We start from the raw sequence: 16,498 nt of genomic DNA, 5'->3' as shown, positions 1-16,498 counted from the left end.
CAAAATGAGGTGACAGCATGGCTTATGAAGAAGAATCACGAAAAGGGGTCATCGTGATCGTGTATCCGCTCCAGTTCACGTCGCGTTTGAGTGAGGCGTTTTTAGGACGGTTGCGGGACGAGTATGAAGTCCTCGTCGTGACCGGCCAGACGGTCGGTTTGACGGCGGAAGACCATAAATTGTTAATCAAGAACACGTTACGTGAGGCGAGTCAGTACAAGCTGCCGATTCACGTCATCGCGTTCAGTCTCGGGGCGTTGTTGACGAACCGCTTGCTCCAGGAATATGACGTGCCGCTCGGCAGTCTGACGTACATCTCACCGCTGTTCGACTGGCATCCGTCCCGCCAAATCGGCGGACTGAAACAAGTCGTGGCCAGTGCGGTCGACCGTTTCCGTCCTGACCTTCCGCTCGGCATGATGACGTTCATGGGTGGCGGGGAAGAGTCGTCGCGCTTCGGGGAGATCACGTACGGTCAATACCGTGAAATCGAAGAGGAAATCGTCGAGCATCAAGAAGAGAAGAAACATCTGCCGCGTCTGCCGCTCGCTTGTTTCTACGCACCGGACGATCGCTTCGCCGATGTGAAATTGACACTCAACGTCTGCCGGAAAATCGGCGGCGACCAAGTGTATATCCGCCGGCTTGAAGGGTTCCCGCACTTCGGCTATGAACGACTGAATACGAAGTTCGCGGAGACGCTCATCACGTTTTATGAATTGATTCGAGAATGAAGACAGGCGACTCGCATGAGTCGCCTGTTTTTATTCTCGTTTTTCAATCGCCACGATGAACGGGGGATGATTGATTTGATTGATAAAGCCGTAACGGAGGACGCCGGCCCGTTTTTGATCGAGTGATTCGACATATGCGAGCACCTCATCGCGCTCGACTTTGCCGCTCTCATGGCCGTGATAGATGACGACGACGATGACGCCGCCGACAGCCATGACGTCGAGCAGTTGCTCGAGGGCGTCGATGGTCGTATTGCCGGTCGTCGTGACCGACTTGTCGCTTCCCGGTAAATAGCCGAGATTGAACACGGCCGCTGTGATTGGGCGTGTCTCGTCTGCCACGATGTCCCGGACCGTGTCGTGGCTATCATGAATGACGGTGACACGGTCCGTCAATGTTGCCTCCTCGATACGAGTCCGTGTTGCCTCGACCGCCGCGGCTTGAACGTCGAACGCATAGACATGTCCCGTCGCTTCGACGAGTTCGGCTAAAAACAATGTGTCGTGCCCGTTGCCGGCCGTCATATCGATGGCGACGGCACCTGGCGTCACATGTTCACGAAGTAGGTATTTCGCGAACGGTAAAACTCTCATTAATCCCATGGCTCTCATCCTTCTTTTTTCCTTGGAAAGAATCACGACGCATTAATTCGGCATCGATGGCGTTTAGGACGGCCATCTTGTGCCGACTCCACGTCGGACCGATCAACAGATCGGGTGGACCGTCACCGGTCAGACGATGGATGACCATCTCGGGCGGTAATACTTCCAATTGATCACAGACGAGCGAGACGTAAGTCGTCTCGTCCATGAGCTCGAGCAGTCCTTTTTCGTATTGTCTGGCGAGCGGGGTCTGCTTCAAGACGTGGAGCAAATGGATCTTGATTCCTTGTACGTCCATTTTAGCAACTTCTCGCGCCGTGTCGAGCATCATCTCCGTCGTCTCGCCCGGCAGGCCGTTGATGATATGGACAACGACGCTGATTTGGCGTCGCCGGAGTTTGTCGAGTCCTTCCAAGAACGTCTTGTAGTCGTGACCACGATTGATTTTCCTCGCCGTCGCATCGTGAATCGTCTGCAGGCCGAGTTCGACCGTGAGAGATGTCCGTTCATTCAACTCGGCGAGATAGTCGACGACGTCGTCTGGCAGACAGTCCGGTCGGGTCGCAATCGATAGACCGACGACACCGTCCTCCGCGAGGGCGGGCTCAAACAATTCCCGGAGCCGGGCGACGGGGGCATACGTGTTGCTGAACGCTTGGAAGTAGGCAATGTAACGGGCGTGTTTCCATTTTCGGTGCAGCCGCGCCTTCACTTCGGCGAATTGGACCGAAATCGGATCACAGGCATTGCCTGCGAAGTCGCCACTTCCGTCATCCGAGCAGAACGTACACCCGCCCTTCGAGACGAGCCCGTCCCGGTTCGGACAAGTGAAGCCCCCGTCGAGCGGTACTTTGAACACTTTTCCGCCGAACTCGCGGCGATATGCTTCATTTAATTTGTGATATTTGGCTTCGCCAAACGGGTTTTGCATGAATATCCTCTCCTTCTTTGCTCATGCTATCACAAAGATAAGTCACCGTTATTTCATAATAAGTAATTTTTCTTGACAGTTATGAGGCGTTCCGTTAGCTTGGAGGAGGACTTATTTTTGATTCGGCCGTCGTGCCGAATTTTTATCGTTTAACGGGTAGGAAAGGAGTAACTGGTATGAACAACAAAATGCCGATTTCGGTATGGATTTTGGTCATCGCGATGGCGCTCAATACGACGGCGGCGTCTTTTTTATGGCCATTTAACACACTCTATATAAATGGATATTTAGGCGAGTCAATGACGCTCGCAGGGATGGCGTTGCTCGTTAACTCGGCCCTCGCCATTGCCGGGAACTATATCGGGGGGACGCTGTTTGACCGGATCGGCGGGAAGCGGACGCTCATCCTCTCGGTCGGCCTATTGCTCGTGAGCTCGCTCGGGTTCTTGTTGTTCCATGCCACGTTCCTCGGCTACTTGGGCTGGCTCGGCTTAATCGGGTTCTCCGGCGGTCTCGTCTTCCCGACGGTATACGCCTTTGCCGGCTTGATTTGGCCGGAAGGCGGACGCCGTTCGTTCAACGCGATTTACGTCGCTCAAAACGTCGGGGTCGCCCTCGGGACAGCGATGAGCGGACAGATTGCGCGCATCGATATCGAGTTGATTTTCTACGCCAACTTCTTCTTATCGGTCTTATTCGTCGTCGTCCTCTTATTCGGGCTCCGTTATTTGAAAGACCCGGCACGTCCGGTCGTCCAGTCGCAGCTTGAGGCTGCGGCGACGACGTTATCGAGTGCGACGATGAAATCGATGTGGTTCGTTGCCATCGGTTACGCGGCCCTTTGGTTCGTTTACGTGCAGTGGCAAGGGACAATCGCCGTCCATTCGAAAGACCTTGGCGTGACAATCAGCCAATATTCACTCCTTTGGACGGTGAACGGAGCTTTGATCGTGTTCGCTCAACCGCTCCTCAACCGGGCGCTTCGTTACTTTGAAGATGATTTGAAGAAGCAACTCATCGTCGGCGCCGTCATTTTCCTCGCTGCCTTCGCGGTCGTCCCGTTCGCGGGGGGCTTCACGATGTTCATGGTCGCGATGATCGTCATGACGATCGGGGAGATGTTCATTTGGCCGGCCGTTCCGACGATTGCCGCGAAACTCGCACCGCCGGGGAAAGCAGGTCAGTTCCAAGGACTCGTCAATATCGCAGCCTCGGTCGGTCGGATGATCGGTCCGACCGTGTCGGGTCTCGTCTATGACGTATTCGGCATCGGTGCCGTCTTTACAATGCTATTCTTGCTTACGGCCATCGCGCTCGCGTTCTTCATTTTCATGAAGGACATCCGAGTACCTGAAAAATCAAGTTGACGCTCTAAAACAGATTGGGCTAAAATGAACGAGTGAGATCATACACATGCGTAGAAGAGGAATAGTATCGTGACGTCTGTATTTGTAGAGAGCCGGTGGGTGGTGTGAACCGGTATATGGACCGCGAGAACTCGCCTTGGAGCAGTTCGCCTGAACGAACAGTAGGGTGAACCGGAGTTACGCCTCGTTACCGGCGTCTCAAGTGGCAGAAATGCAACATGGGTGGTACCGCGGAAAGCTTTCAAGCCTTTCGTCCCATTACCGGGGCGGAAGGCTTTTTATTATGCAGAGGAGGATGAATGTTGGACTATTTTAAACATCAAGACATCGAGCCGAAATGGCAAAAGCGTTGGGACGAGAAAGATGCATTCCGGACGACAGAGGACCCGGACAAGGAGTGTTTCTACGTCCTTGACATGTTCCCTTATCCGTCAGGAGCCGGACTTCACGTCGGTCACCCGGAAGGTTACACGGCGACGGACATCATCGCCCGCATGAAACGGATGCAAGGCTTCAACGTCCTCCATCCAATGGGTTGGGACGCGTTCGGTCTTCCGGCCGAGCAATATGCCCTCGACACAGGGAACGACCCGCGCGAGTTCACAGAGCGCAACATCGGCACATTCCGCCGCCAATTGAAAGAGCTCGGTTTCTCGTACGATTGGGATCGTGAAATCAGCACGACCGACCCGAAATACTACAAGTGGACGCAATGGATCTTCACACAACTTCATGACCGCGGACTCGCCTACGTCGACGAAGTCGCCGTCAACTGGTGCCCGGCCCTCGGGACGGTACTCGCCAACGAAGAAGTCATCGACGGGTTGTCGGAGCGGGGAAGCCATCCGGTTTACCGTGTGCCGATGAAACAGTGGGTGCTTCGTATCACGGAATACGCCGAGCGCTTGCTCGATGATTTAGAAGGGCTTGACTGGCCAGACAGCGTCAAAGAGATGCAACGCAACTGGATCGGCAAGTCGGTCGGGGCTGAAGTCGATTTCAAAGTCGACGGTCACGATAAAGTCGTGACGGTGTTCACAACACGTCCGGACACACTTTACGGCGCGACATACGTCACGCTCGCACCGGAGCACCCGTTTGTGAAAGCAATCGCGACACCGGAACAAGTCGTCGCCATCGAAGCGTACGTCGAAGAAGTCTCGAAAAAGACAGACCTCGAACGGACCGATCTCGCCAAAGAGAAGACGGGTGTATTTACCGGCGCTTACGCCATCAACCCGGTCAACGGGGAGAAGCTTCCGATTTGGATCGCTGACTACGTGTTGTCGACATACGGCACGGGCGCGGTCATGGCCGTACCTGGACATGATGAGCGCGACTATGAGTTCGCGAAGACGTTCGACCTTCCGATCCGTGAAGTCGTCACAGGCGGCAACTTGGATGAGGCGGCTTACGTCGAGGACGGCGTCCACGTCAACTCAGGCAGCTTGGACGGCCTCAATAAAGCCGACGCGATCGCCAAAATCATCGAAGAACTCGAACTCGCCGGCACTGGCCGTGCGAAGACGACGTATCGTCTCCGCGATTGGTTGTTCAGCCGTCAACGCTATTGGGGCGAGCCGATTCCAATCATTCATATGGAAGACGGTACGCTCAAGACCGTTGCGATTGAAGAGCTTCCGCTCGAACTCCCGATTATCGATGAAATCAAGCCGTCGGGTACGGGAGAATCACCGCTTGCGAACGCCGACGAGTGGTTGACGTACACGGATCCTGTGACAGGTGAGAAGGGGCGGCGCGAGACGAACACGATGCCACAATGGGCCGGTAGCTGCTGGTACTACATTCGCTTCATCGATCCGCACAATGAAGACATGATCGCGGATCCAGAGAAGTTGAAGCGTTGGCTTCCGGTCGACTTATATATTGGTGGTACGGAGCACGCGGTCCTACACTTGCTCTACGCTCGCTTCTGGCATAAAGTGCTCTATGATATCGGCATCGTTCCAACGAACGAGCCATTCCAAAAGCTCTATAACCAAGGGATGATTCTCGGTGAGAACAACGAGAAGATGTCGAAGTCAAAAGGGAACGTCGTCAACCCGGACGATATCATCAAATCGCACGGTGCTGACACGCTTCGCCTTTACGAGATGTTCATGGGACCGCTCGACGCAGCCATCGCTTGGTCGACGAACGGCCTTGACGGCGCTCGTCGCTTCCTTGACCGCGTCTGGCGCTTGTTCGACCAGACGGAGCTCACGGACGGCGCTCCGACGGCCGACTTCGAACGGACGTACCATCAGACGGTGAAGAAAGTGACAGAAGACTACGAGGCGCTCCGTTTCAACACGGCGATCTCGCAACTCATGGTCTTCATCAACGAGGCGTACAAACAAGACACGCTTCCAAAACAAGAGATGGTCAACTTCATCAAGATGCTCTCCCCAGTCGCGCCACACTTGGCCGAAGAGTTATGGGAACGTCTCGGCATGACAGAAGACTTGACGTACGCGGCATGGCCGACGTTCGATGAGTCGAAACTCGTCAGCGACACGATTGAAGTCGTCATCCAAGTGAACGGGAAGCTTCGTGCGAAGATGCACGTGGCCCGCGACGCTTCGAAAGAAGCGCTCGAGGCCGATGCGCTTGCGAACGAACGCGTTCAAGAGTTCACGGAAGGAAAGACGGTCCGCAAAGTGATTGTCGTTCCAGGGAAACTCGTCAATATCGTCGTAGGATAAGCAAAGGAATGTGTGACATTGTCACACGTTCCTTTCTTTTTCGTCATGTCGTTTTCTTTTCGGGTCGGGTTTGTTACACTAAAGGGCGATACTGCATATAAAGGGGACGAAACGTCCATGAAACGTTCATACGTACTATATACGACGCTATTTGCCGTCGTCGTCGGTGTGATTTTATGCTATGTGTTCGTCTTTTCGGACAAGGACATCCAAAGCCAAATCGCCTCGACGTTTGAGAAAATCGATATTCAAACGAGCCATCAATCGACTTCGGTACCTCCCGTCGAAGCCTCGCCGGACGAGGAGGACATCGATACGACCGATGCCCTTGAACAGATTCAAGAGATTGATGAAGTGTACTATAGTGACACGATCGGATCGTATCTTGTCTTGACGAAAAATAAAGAGTTCTTCGAAGTGAGCGGGAACGCCAATCGCGTGAATTCGTCGCTCATATTGGAGAACGAAGGGCAACCGTATCGGTTCGGCGAGTTCATCGGCATGCGCATGATTTCCGAGGACAAGATATATGCCGTAACGGCGAACGGGGTTCTCGTGACAATCGAGCGGGTAGAAGGCCGTTGGACGGAACAACGACGCAAATTGATTAAAGGAATCGCCTCGACAGACCGGTTGTTCGGCCTCGGTTACGATGAAGAGACGAAACGAATGATTATCATGAGCCGTTTGGAGGACACGCCGGATGTAGAACTGTTGTACGTCCAAGAGCGGACGCTCGAGGAAGAGACGGTCGACGACAGTGAGGCGGAAACGGGTACAGCGACGGAAACCGATTCAGACGACGATTCGACATCGACGACAGATGAAGCGGACTCTGAAGCAGTAGCGGAACCGAAGACGGAATGGGCTGTCGAGTCGAGAAAACCGCTCACGACCGAAGGGATGAGCGCCTCGATTCAACAGAAGTTCGAGAACTTCCGCGGTGTCGGCCTCGTCGAACGCCAAGGGCGCATTTACGTCCTCGATTCGGAAGAACTCGTCCTCTATACGGTCAACCCGGACGAAGGGACGATGAACGGGCAGATGGTGACACCTCGCGTCTACGGCTCGACCGGCATGTTCCTGCAAGACAATGAGATATTCGCCATCGTGCGACCAGATGTGTTCGACCTTGACGATTTCGTCTCGGTCGACTGATAGGAGAGAATGAGATGAGCAAACGTTACTTTTATGAAGAGGTTCGCCAGTTCCACGAGACGTTCGGACACCCGGAGGCGAGTGCACCGCAACCGCTCGGCTTAGACCGTGCTGTCAAACGTTCGGTCTGGACGGCAGAAGAAGCTGTCGTCGAATTTTTACATCAATCGGCACGGAATGAAGACGAGTTCCTTGCTGCCGTCGCCACGTTCCAACAAGGATTCGAACAGGCGGTTCAAAAATCGCTCCAAGACGCACCGCCGACGGACGACGTCGCGCGTCTCGTCGGACAAGGTGATGCGCTCACGGACGCCCTCTATTTCGTGATGGGCAGTTTCGTCGAACTCGGGCTCGACCCGGTTCCGTTGTTTGAAATCGTGCAGCGTGCCAATATGGCGAAGCTCGGACCAGACGGCAAGCCGATTCTCCGGGCGTCAGACAATAAAGTCATGAAGCCGGAAGGCTGGTTGCCACCCGAGCCAGAGCTCGAGGCGGAAGTAAGACGTCAACTTGAAGCAAAACAGTGACACTAAAAAGAGAGCCGATCGCACGTGCGATTGGCTCTCTTTTTTTATACGGTCGTCTGTTTCGCGAACTGCGCCGCGTGTGAACCGGCACAGTGTCCGGTCGTGAAGGCGGCCGTGATGTTATAACCACCCGTATAGCCGTGAATATCGAGCACTTCGCCGGCGAAGAACAAGCCGTCTGCTTTCTTCGACATCATCGTTTGTGGGGCGATTTCTTTGACGGAAACGCCGCCGCCCGTGACGAACGCTTTATCGAAATCGAGCGTCCCGGTGGCGTGCAACTCGAACGTCTTCAATCGGGTCGCGAAATCGATGACCGATTGTTTCTTCAGTTGGCTCGCGTCCTCTTCGCCGAACGCGAGGTCGGCCAACAACAAGTCGAGCATCCGTTCCGGGATGAACCCTTTCCAGACGTTCTTGACGGCCCGCTTCGGTTGGTCTTGCACTTGGTTCCAAAGCTCTTGATACAGCTCGTCACGTGCCATGTCCGGGAACAAGTCGAGCGAGAGGGCGACGACGCGCTCTTTGCTACGTTTGCGTTCTTTAATCGTATATTGACTGCACCGGAGGGCGATCGGACCCGAGATGCCGAAATGCGTGAAAATCATGTCGCCGCGGTGTGTCTTAATCGGCTTGCCTTTCTTGCCGTGTACGGTGAGGGCGACATCACGGAGTGACAGCCCTTGCAGCTGTTTCGTGCCGATGAACGCATCGTTCAACAAAATCGGTACTTCAGTCGGGAACAGCTCGGTGATCGTATGGCCGGCTTTCTCGGCCCATGGATAGCCGTCCCCGGTCGAGCCGGTGTGAGGGACAGATTGTCCACCGACGGCGATGACGCAAGCGCCGGCCTCGATCCGCTCTCCGTCCTCGAGTTCGACCGCTTCGAACTCATTTGCTTCATTAAAATGGAGCGTCTTCACTTTCGCATTTTTGCGAATCTCGACACCGAGTTGGTCGATGGCCCCGAGGAGCGTGTTGACGACGTCTTGCGCTTTATCCGTCACCGGGAACATCCGGCCGTTATCTTCCTCTTTTAACGGGATGCCGAACCCGGTGAACAAGTCGATAATCGACTGGTTGTCGAACTGGGCGAGGGCGCTATATAAGAAGCGTCCGTTCCCCGGGATGAATTGAATCAACTCGTCGACGGGCTTGCGGTTCGTCACGTTACAGCGTCCTCCGCCAGAAATGGCGAGCTTGCGTCCGAGCTTCGAACCTTTATCAATTAGGAGCGTGTTCGCTCCGGCTTTGGCGGCGGCATAGGTCGCCATCAGACCGCTTGGGCCTCCTCCGATGACGATTACATCTTTCATCATGGTATCCCTCGTTTCTCTTTCAAATCAAATTCGTAACTTTATTATCTGCAACAGTAAGAGTATAATGAGAAACGGTCGTTTTGTAAAATTAGGTACATTAGTTGTGAAACAATAGATGGAGGTATCTCATGTCATCAAGCGTCAAACAAGATTCAGGACGAGAGTCCTTCGTCAAAGGCACGCTGCTGCTGTCAGCCGGAAATTTGATTTCACGTGCACTCGGACTGCTCTATACGTTCCCGTTCCAAGCGATGGTCGGGATTGCCGGTGTCACGCTCTATCAGGCGGCGTACACCTATTATGCGCTCATGATCGCCATTTCGACGGCGGGGATTCCCGTGGCCGTATCGAAATTCATCGCCAAGTATAATGCGCTCGGCGAATATGGCACGAGTCAGCGCTTGTTCCGCCAAGGGATGAAGCTGATGCTCGTGACCGGAGTCGTCGCTTTTTTATTACTGTTCTTCTCAGCACCGTGGTTATCGGAACTCATGGTCCGCAACTCGGAGAACAATCAGCAATATATCGACTCGTTGACGCTCGTCACGCGTAGCGTCAGTTTCGCCCTCCTGCTCATCCCAGCGATGAGTATGGTGCGCGGCTATTTCCAAGGACATCAGGACATGGCCCCGACGGCCATCTCCCAGGTCATCGAACAGATTGTCCGCATCATGTTCCTGCTCAGTGGGACGATGCTCGTCTTGTTCGTCTTCTCGGACTCGGCACTCATTCGTCCGCTCGCCGACTCGCTCGGTGGCACCGCTGCCGTGGCGACGACCGAGTTGAACGGTTTGAAAGTGCTCGCCGTCACGATTGCGACGTTCAGTGCCTTTATCGGTGCGATTGGTAGTATCGTCGTGCTCGCCATGTACTGGCGCAAACGGAAAGACATCCATCGTCAAACCGATAATCCGGCCGGCACACCGGTCCGTTCGATGAAATCACTATTGCTCGAGTTGCTCAGCTATTCGATTCCAATCGTCATGGTCGGTCTGTCGACGCCGCTCTATCAGTTCGTCGACCAGTTGACGATGGTCAATACGTTGCTCAACTCTGGGAAGTCGGTCGCCGAAGCGACGTCCGCGTTCGGATTCTTGACGGGGAACGCCCATAAAATCGTGTTGATTCCGGTGTCGATTGCTGCGAGTGTGTCGATGGCGACCATCCCGCTCGTGACAAAATCGTTCACGCACGGCGATATGAACAAAGTTCGCAATCAAGTGAACCATATTTTCCAAGTATCGTTCTTTGTCACCATCCCGGCCGTCATCGGATTGGTCGCGCTCGCGGAGCCGTTGTTCGGGACGTTGTTCCCGGGTGACCGCGAAGGATGGGTCTACCTGCTCCACTACGCACCGAGTGCGTTCTTCCTCGCTTATTACTCGGTGGCGGCGGCCATCCTGCAAGGGATCAACCGTCAATATTTCACGATTTTCGCGACGGCGATGGGGCTCATCACGAAAGCTGTGCTCAACGTACCGTTCGTGTATGCACTCGGCGGGATCGGCGCTGGTTATGCGACGATTGCCGGTTATATCGTCGCGATTATCCTCATGGTTTGGAAAATCCAACGGGCGCTCCAGTTTCCGTATAAGCAACTGTTGCGTCGGACGATGCTCATGTTTGCCATGGGTGGCGCGATGTTTATCGCCGTGTATGGCTCGCTGTTCGTCACGCTCCGGAATGAACCGAGTTGGGGCAATGATATCGTTGCCACGATCGTCGGTTTCGGAATCGGTCTCGTCGTATACGGCTATCTCGGTTGGAGAAGCCACTTGGCCGGAAAACTATTAGGGAAACGATTCCAGTATCGGAGGAAAGCTTAATGCGAATTGATAAATTATTGGCGAACATGGGATACGGTTCGCGCAAAGACGTCAAGATTTTACTGAAACAAGGGGTCGTCCGTGTCGATGACCAGCCTGTCAAAGATGCGAAACGTCAAGTCAACCTTGAAACGGAACGGGTGACCGTGCAAGGCGAGGTCGTCGAGTACAAACCGTTCGTCTACTTGATGATGAACAAGCCGGTAGGTGTCATCAGTGCGACCGAGGACAAGGTCGAATCGACGGTCGTCGATTTGATCGACCCGTCCTACGCCCATTACGAGTTGTTCCCGGTCGGACGTCTCGACAAGGACACGACCGGTCTGTTGCTTCTCACAAACGATGGGGCGTTCAATCATGCGCTCATGTCACCGCGTAAACATGTCGACAAAGTGTATGTCGCCGAAGTTGACGGGGAGATGACGACAGACGATGTCCGTCACTTCGCCGAGGGTGTCGAGCTTGAGGACGGCTATACGACGAAACCGGCCCGACTTGAGCTCATCAGCAAATCCGGACGTCGTTCGACGGTCCGGCTGACGCTCTCGGAAGGGAAGTATCATCAAGTAAAACGGATGATTGCCGCGGTCGGGAAACACGTCGAGCAGCTCGAACGGGTCCAAATCGGCGAGCTCGAGCTCGACCCGACGCTCGAACCCGGGGCGTATCGGGAATTGAGCGAAGAAGAAGTCGACTTGTTCTTCACATGAAATGAAGGCACGTGTCAGCCGACACGTGCCTTTTTGGGCGCAAAAAAAGGGACCCGTTGCCGGAATCCCTCGTAACTTGTTATTTAATTTGCCGTCTTGAGCGAACGTTTTGATGATGTCCACGTTCCGCGACTCGGACTTTCAACCAGATTGTTGTATTCAAGCACGTTCAAATCACGCTGTACGGTGCGTGATGTGATCCCGAACTCCTCTACTAGTTCAGAAGTGGTGACGCATTCCCTTTCGTTAATGAACAAATAAATGGACTTGATGCGGGTTAGCATACGATCTGTTGAACCTTTCATTGGATAACCTCCCAATGCGTAGAATGATGAAAGACAAAACCTACGGACGACAAATGAAATATGAAATTGTTATTTTCTAAAATTACACCTTTAGTATACCGCTCCTGCATAGAATTGCAAGAGAAAAGAACGAACAATCGAAATGTAAAGAAACGATTATGAACGTAAATATCGAATGAAGGATATGTAAAGACGTAGACAAAAGGCTAAAAGACGAACGAAAAAATATTTTCGAAATGAATGTTCGTCTTTCTAACATTTGGATATACTAATAAGGGAGAGAACATTCGCAAAGGGGAGATCCATATGAATTGGAGACAAGAAGTCGACGCACGAAAAGACGCATTTTTAGAAGATTTAACAGGGTTATTGCAAATCCCAAGCGTGCTTGATGAGACGAAGACCGGCCCGAACGAACCGTTTGGACCTGAAGTCCGCCGAGCTCTCGATTACATGTTTGCACTCGGAGAGCGAGACGGGTTCGCTACGAAAGACGTCGCCGGATACGCGGGGCATTTAGAATACGGGTCAGGGGAAGAAATCGTTGGCATCCTCTGTCACTTAGACGTGGTGCCGGCTGGGGAGGGATGGACGTATGGGGCGTTCAATCCTACCATCGCCGACGGGAAAATATTCGCCCGTGGCAGCAATGACGATAAAGGACCGACGATGGCTGCTTATTACGGACTGCGCATCGTGAAGGAACTTGGATTGCCGCTATCGAAACGCGTCCGCCTGATTGCAGGTTGCGACGAGGAGAGCGAATGGCGTTGTGTCCGCGAATACTTCAAACAAGAGGCGATGCCGACATATGGCTTCGCACCGGACGCTGACTTTCCAATTATCAATGCTGAAAAGGGGCTATACGATGGCGTCTTGAAGCAGCTCCCAATTCAACGGGTGCCAGGCTCGAAACATCACTTGGTCTCGTTCGTGAGCGGAGAACGGCCGAACATGGTCCCGGACTTTGCGACAGCGGTACTCGAGACAGAAGACGTTCTCGAAGAAAAGTTTGAAGCGTATCTCGAAAAATATGAAGCGGACGGCACGTGCACATGGGACCAAGGGACGTATACGTTCACGATGAAAGGTGTGGCCGCCCACGCCATGGAACCAGATAACGGAGTCAACGCGGCCTACGTCCTCGCCGGCTTCTTGTTGACGCTCCCGCTCGACATTCAAGGAGAGCGCTACATCGAGTTCATTCGTCACGTGTTCGCCGATTCACGCGGGATTTCACTCGGTATCGAAGCGAGTGATGAGACGGGCGATTTGACGATTAACGGTGGTGTGTTCCGCTATCAAGGGGACGAACGGACGGCGACGGTGAATATCCGTTATCCATACACCGCGAAATTCGAGGAACGGTTGCAAAACTTGAAAGAAATCGCCTTGTCGTTCGGGTTCGAACTGTCGACGCGTCATCATATGCCGCCGCACCATGTGGCCGAAGACCATCCGCTCGTGAAAACGTTGGCAGGCGTCTATGAGCGTCAGACCGGCGAGTCAGCGCACTTGATGGCCATTGGCGGAGGGACGTATGCGCGCTCGCTCGAGGCTGGTGTCGCTTTTGGGGCGCTGTTCCCTGGAGCGAAAGACGTCGCCCACCAAGTCGATGAATACATGGAAATTGAAGATTTACTTCGCGCCGCCGCCATCTATGCGGAAGCGATTTATGAGCTCGCTAAATAATGACCCGTGAGAGCTGACTGATTCGGTCGGCTCTCTGTCTGTTAGGAAGGAAGTTTACTGTGAACCAACAAAAAATATCGTTTCAATCGATTTACGTCGCCATTTTCTTTGCCCAAGGAGCCCTCATTCCTTACATGACGCTTTTCTTCTCGCAGTCACGTTTTGATTTGTCTCCAGGTCAGGTCGGAACAATCGTCGCCATCATGCCGATCCTCTCAATCGGTGTCCAACCGCTATGGGGCATGCTCGCCGACCGAACGGGGCGGGTTCGGGCTTGGTTGATTATTGCGATGCTCGGGGCGGCTGCCTTATCGCTCACGTTCTTGTTCGCGACGTCTTACGTATGGATTATTATATTGATGATCGCCTGGTCCATCTTCCAATGTGCACACATCCCGCTCGTCGATATGATGACACTCGAGTATACGTCACGCGCCAAAATCGACTACGGGGCCATCCGGCTGTTCGGATCGGCCGGATTTGCGATTGCGGTGTTCGTCATGGGTCGCATCTCGGACACGACATGGGGCCTCGCGAGTACGTTTTTACTCAGCGCGGTCATGCTGGCAATCGGTACGCTGTTCGTGCGGAGCGTATCTGAACAGGAACCGAAGCAAGTGCACACGACGGCACCGTTCCAATGGTCGGCCGTCTGGAATGGGCCGTTCATCGCCTTTTTGATTGGGGGCATGCTCGTCTTCGGCCCGATTTACGCGAATAACTATTACTTCGGAATTTATGTGACGAGCATCGGAGGCTCGACGACGCTCGTCGGGACACTGTTCCTTGTCGCGGTATTATGCGAAATTCCATTCATGAAAGTGGCGTACCAAATCGTCTCACGTCTAGGTACGGTCAACGTGCTGGCGGGAGCCGCCTTGATTTCTGCGCTTCGCAACGGCTGGTTAGCACTTGAGCCCCCGATTTGGGTCGTTTGGATTCTTGCCATCGTTCAAGGACTGGTCGTCGGATTATTGATTCCGGTCGCACTTCAATTTGTCCGCAGCCTTGTCAGCCGCAACGTCGTCTCGACGGCGATTGGCGTCTATATGGCCATCACGTCAGGACTAGCGACGGCCGGATTCAACCTCCTCAGTGGATTTATCATTGAATATAACAGCATCATCGGTGTATTTTGGATGTACACGGTGGTCAGCATCATTGGCGCGGTCCTTTTCTTTGGACTGAGACGTTTTCGAGTGAAAGGATGATGGTCATGTCGACACATTACTTTTTGGCGCTACCGATCGAGGACGACACGTTCGAACACGTACAGCAGGACATCTTGCCGTTTTATTCGTATCGTCGGACGTATCGTCCGGAGGAATTTCATTTGACACTTCAGTTTCTCGGTTCATTGGACGATGATGAAGTCGAGGCAGTGAAAGAACTCACACGTGAAGTGACAACGTCGACGGCCCCGTTCGCGCTGACGTTCCAGCAAATCGACCACTTCGGGAGACCGGATCGTCCGCGTGTCTTGACGATCGTCCCGGAACCGTCCGTGGAGTTGACGACACTCACCGGGACGCTTCGACGCAAGTTAGCCGAAGAGATTCCGGCACTCGACCGTAAACCGTTCGTCCCACATGTCACACTCGCAAAAAAGTGGGACACGGGCACACGCATCCCATATATCGCCCCGACGTTCACCATCGAGGAATCGGTTGAAGCGGTCGTCCTTTATCAAATCAACCCGAGTCACACCCCTGCCTATGAGGCAGTCGAAGCATTTCCGTTAAAGCGGTCAGAGGAGGACACATGGCGATCCCGATTAAAATTTTTGACGTAACATCTAAATATGAACGAAACATGCTCGACCAATTCAATCGCTTTCAAGAGTATGTCGAATCCGACGTCGCGCGCATGCGTCGTCTCCACGATTCCAATCGGTTGAATCCGCCCGAAATCATGGAGTTTGTGAACCCGTGGTGGAAATTTTGGCGCCGTACGGAACGCATCGAGCTCGAACCGACGCCGCTCTCGGAGTCACAGTTCCAGACACTGCTCACAAACCGCCGTCATATCCAAAAATTGCAGTACGCCTGTGAAGGGGCGACCGAGGCGGACGTCCCGTTATTGCCATTCTTGCGAGAATACGGATATCGCAAGATGGTATCCGAATGGAACGATCAACATTTCTTCATGTATCGTCCGGTCGTCGAATGGAACGGGGCGACGGTCGAACTGAGCCACCTCATCATCGGACCATCGCATATTTACCTGGTCGAATGGCTCGACGGCGACCGCAGCATCTATCACATATCGAAGCAGAAGACGTGGATTCATCAACCGCTCAAAGGGGAAAATAAACGTGTAGTCAACCCGCTCATCGCGTTGACGCGCACCGAAGAAATCGTTCGACAGTTTCTTCCGTCCTATGACGGGGTCATCCAAAAAGTGACGGTGGCCCCACAAGGCTATTTCGATCATGTGCCTGAAATTCGGTCGACTCAGTTCATCTCACGCGCGGATTATGAACCGTGGATGAAACAAGTGAACACGAGGGCGCCGATCGTCAAAGCCCAACAAATTCGAGATGTGGCGAAACTACTAGATGCGACAGCCCAGATGCCGTTTCGACAATTTTTGGACCAGTAGGTAGGAGAGGATGGAACGTG

At 53.6% G+C, this 16,498-nt stretch carries 15 protein-coding genes and 1 other annotated feature; of the genes, 11 read left to right on the top strand and 4 right to left on the bottom strand.

The annotated features are described in order from the left end of the window. Nucleotides 1–17: 17 nt before the first annotated feature. Complete coding sequence (locus KNP68_RS02120; RefSeq protein ID WP_021065554.1) at nucleotides 18–734, top strand: alpha/beta fold hydrolase; 717 nt, start codon at nucleotides 18–20, stop codon at nucleotides 732–734. A gap of 30 nt (nucleotides 735–764) precedes the next feature. Here KNP68_RS02120 and mnmM read toward each other — a convergent pair whose 3' ends face one another. Further along, nucleotides 765–1,337 carry a tRNA 5-(aminomethyl)-2-thiouridylate-methyltransferase MnmM gene (gene mnmM / locus KNP68_RS02115; RefSeq protein ID WP_029595142.1) on the bottom strand — a complete coding sequence of 191 codons (573 nt, stop codon included), beginning with the start codon at nucleotides 1,335–1,337 and terminating at the stop codon, nucleotides 765–767. Further along, entirely contained in the window at nucleotides 1,291–2,268 is a 978-nt protein-coding gene (gene mnmL, locus KNP68_RS02110) for a tRNA modification radical SAM protein MnmL/YtqA (protein WP_029595143.1), read from the bottom strand. Before mnmL ends, mnmM begins: the two co-directional genes overlap by 47 nt. 176 nt (nucleotides 2,269–2,444) lie before the next feature. Between mnmL and KNP68_RS02105 the strand changes: the two genes are divergently transcribed. From KNP68_RS02105 to KNP68_RS02090, 4 genes are all read left to right on the top strand, one after another. Next, entirely contained in the window at nucleotides 2,445–3,635 is a 1,191-nt protein-coding gene (locus KNP68_RS02105) for an MDR family MFS transporter (RefSeq protein ID WP_051627705.1), read from the top strand. A 42-nt stretch (nucleotides 3,636–3,677) separates the two neighbouring features. After that, nucleotides 3,678–3,896 (top strand) — a binding site (T-box leader). Nucleotides 3,897–3,934: 38 nt separating this feature from the next. Next, nucleotides 3,935–6,340: a leucine--tRNA ligase gene (leuS, locus tag KNP68_RS02100; protein ID WP_029595145.1), complete on the top strand. Its 2,406-nt coding sequence runs from the start codon at nucleotides 3,935–3,937 to the stop codon at nucleotides 6,338–6,340. A gap of 117 nt (nucleotides 6,341–6,457) precedes the next feature. Continuing rightward, nucleotides 6,458–7,498, top strand: a complete 1,041-nt coding sequence (locus KNP68_RS02095; protein WP_214756547.1) for a hypothetical protein — start codon at nucleotides 6,458–6,460, stop codon at nucleotides 7,496–7,498. A 14-nt stretch (nucleotides 7,499–7,512) separates the two neighbouring features. Next, entirely contained in the window at nucleotides 7,513–8,025 is a 513-nt protein-coding gene (locus KNP68_RS02090) for a pyrophosphohydrolase domain-containing protein (protein WP_021065560.1), read from the top strand. A gap of 44 nt (nucleotides 8,026–8,069) precedes the next feature. On the opposite strand, the gene KNP68_RS02085 is transcribed toward KNP68_RS02090, so the two are convergent. Next, nucleotides 8,070–9,344 (bottom strand): BaiN/RdsA family NAD(P)/FAD-dependent oxidoreductase, encoded by a 1,275-nt coding sequence (locus tag KNP68_RS02085; RefSeq protein WP_035385657.1) that lies wholly within the window; start codon nucleotides 9,342–9,344, stop codon nucleotides 8,070–8,072. 128 nt (nucleotides 9,345–9,472) lie between these two features. On the opposite strand from KNP68_RS02085, the gene KNP68_RS02080 reads away from it, so the two are divergent. Together KNP68_RS02080 and KNP68_RS02075 are read left to right on the top strand one after the other, a co-directional pair. Next, nucleotides 9,473–11,170, top strand: a complete 1,698-nt coding sequence (locus KNP68_RS02080; RefSeq protein WP_214714552.1) for a putative polysaccharide biosynthesis protein — start codon at nucleotides 9,473–9,475, stop codon at nucleotides 11,168–11,170. Beyond that, nucleotides 11,170–11,880 (top strand): pseudouridine synthase, encoded by a 711-nt coding sequence (locus KNP68_RS02075; RefSeq protein ID WP_021065563.1) that lies wholly within the window; start codon nucleotides 11,170–11,172, stop codon nucleotides 11,878–11,880. Before KNP68_RS02080 ends, KNP68_RS02075 begins: the two co-directional genes overlap by 1 nt. An 83-nt stretch (nucleotides 11,881–11,963) precedes the next feature. On the opposite strand, the gene KNP68_RS02070 is transcribed toward KNP68_RS02075, so the two are convergent. Beyond that, a complete protein-coding gene (locus KNP68_RS02070; RefSeq protein WP_081637897.1) occupies nucleotides 11,964–12,185 on the bottom strand; it encodes a DeoR family transcriptional regulator in 222 nt (73 codons plus the stop codon). Between the two features lie 306 nt (nucleotides 12,186–12,491). Between KNP68_RS02070 and pepV the strand changes: the two genes are divergently transcribed. From pepV to KNP68_RS02050, 4 genes are read left to right on the top strand one after another with little or no spacing between them, the layout of a single operon-like run. Then, nucleotides 12,492–13,877 carry a dipeptidase PepV gene (pepV, locus tag KNP68_RS02065; RefSeq protein ID WP_021065564.1) on the top strand — a complete coding sequence of 462 codons (1,386 nt, stop codon included), beginning with the start codon at nucleotides 12,492–12,494 and terminating at the stop codon, nucleotides 13,875–13,877. A 59-nt stretch (nucleotides 13,878–13,936) separates the two neighbouring features. Beyond that, the gene (locus tag KNP68_RS02060) at nucleotides 13,937–15,088 is read left to right on the top strand and encodes an MFS transporter (protein WP_131471311.1); all 1,152 of its coding nucleotides are present in this window, start codon (nucleotides 13,937–13,939) and stop codon (nucleotides 15,086–15,088) included. Between the two features lie 5 nt (nucleotides 15,089–15,093). Next, nucleotides 15,094–15,669 (top strand): RNA 2',3'-cyclic phosphodiesterase, encoded by a 576-nt coding sequence (thpR, locus tag KNP68_RS02055; protein WP_131471310.1) that lies wholly within the window; start codon nucleotides 15,094–15,096, stop codon nucleotides 15,667–15,669. After that, nucleotides 15,639–16,478: an NERD domain-containing protein gene (locus KNP68_RS02050; protein WP_131471309.1), complete on the top strand. Its 840-nt coding sequence runs from the start codon at nucleotides 15,639–15,641 to the stop codon at nucleotides 16,476–16,478. The genes thpR and KNP68_RS02050 overlap by 31 nt, the downstream gene beginning before the upstream one ends. The last annotated feature ends 20 nt before the right edge of the window (nucleotides 16,479–16,498 follow it).

The organism is Exiguobacterium sp. s50, assembly GCF_018618175.1.
Classification (GTDB): domain Bacteria; phylum Bacillota; class Bacilli; order Exiguobacteriales; family Exiguobacteriaceae; genus Exiguobacterium; species Exiguobacterium chiriqhucha.
The sequence above is the reverse complement of the archived record's forward strand: the minus strand, read 5'-3'. Positions and strand labels throughout refer to the sequence as shown.

Bases quoted from the DNA above. Each gene is read 5' to 3' on its own strand.
- leuS (WP_029595145.1), top strand. From the start codon at position 3,935: ATGTTGGACTATTTTAAACATCAAGACATCGAGCCGAAATGGCAAAAG.
- mnmL (WP_029595143.1), bottom strand. From the start codon at position 2,268: ATGCAAAACCCGTTTGGCGAAGCCAAATATCACAAATTAAATGAAGCA.
- KNP68_RS02050 (WP_131471309.1), top strand. From the start codon at position 15,639: ATGGCGATCCCGATTAAAATTTTTGACGTAACATCTAAATATGAACGA.
- KNP68_RS02095 (WP_214756547.1), top strand. From the start codon at position 6,458: ATGAAACGTTCATACGTACTATATACGACGCTATTTGCCGTCGTCGTC.
- KNP68_RS02105 (WP_051627705.1), top strand. From the start codon at position 2,445: ATGAACAACAAAATGCCGATTTCGGTATGGATTTTGGTCATCGCGATG.
- KNP68_RS02085 (WP_035385657.1), bottom strand. From the start codon at position 9,344: ATGATGAAAGATGTAATCGTCATCGGAGGAGGCCCAAGCGGTCTGATG.
- KNP68_RS02075 (WP_021065563.1), top strand. From the start codon at position 11,170: ATGCGAATTGATAAATTATTGGCGAACATGGGATACGGTTCGCGCAAA.
- KNP68_RS02090 (WP_021065560.1), top strand. From the start codon at position 7,513: ATGAGCAAACGTTACTTTTATGAAGAGGTTCGCCAGTTCCACGAGACG.
- KNP68_RS02070 (WP_081637897.1), bottom strand. From the start codon at position 12,185: ATGAAAGGTTCAACAGATCGTATGCTAACCCGCATCAAGTCCATTTAT.
- thpR (WP_131471310.1), top strand. From the start codon at position 15,094: ATGTCGACACATTACTTTTTGGCGCTACCGATCGAGGACGACACGTTC.
- pepV (WP_021065564.1), top strand. From the start codon at position 12,492: ATGAATTGGAGACAAGAAGTCGACGCACGAAAAGACGCATTTTTAGAA.
- mnmM (WP_029595142.1), bottom strand. From the start codon at position 1,337: ATGGGATTAATGAGAGTTTTACCGTTCGCGAAATACCTACTTCGTGAA.
- KNP68_RS02080 (WP_214714552.1), top strand. From the start codon at position 9,473: ATGTCATCAAGCGTCAAACAAGATTCAGGACGAGAGTCCTTCGTCAAA.
- KNP68_RS02120 (WP_021065554.1), top strand. From the start codon at position 18: ATGGCTTATGAAGAAGAATCACGAAAAGGGGTCATCGTGATCGTGTAT.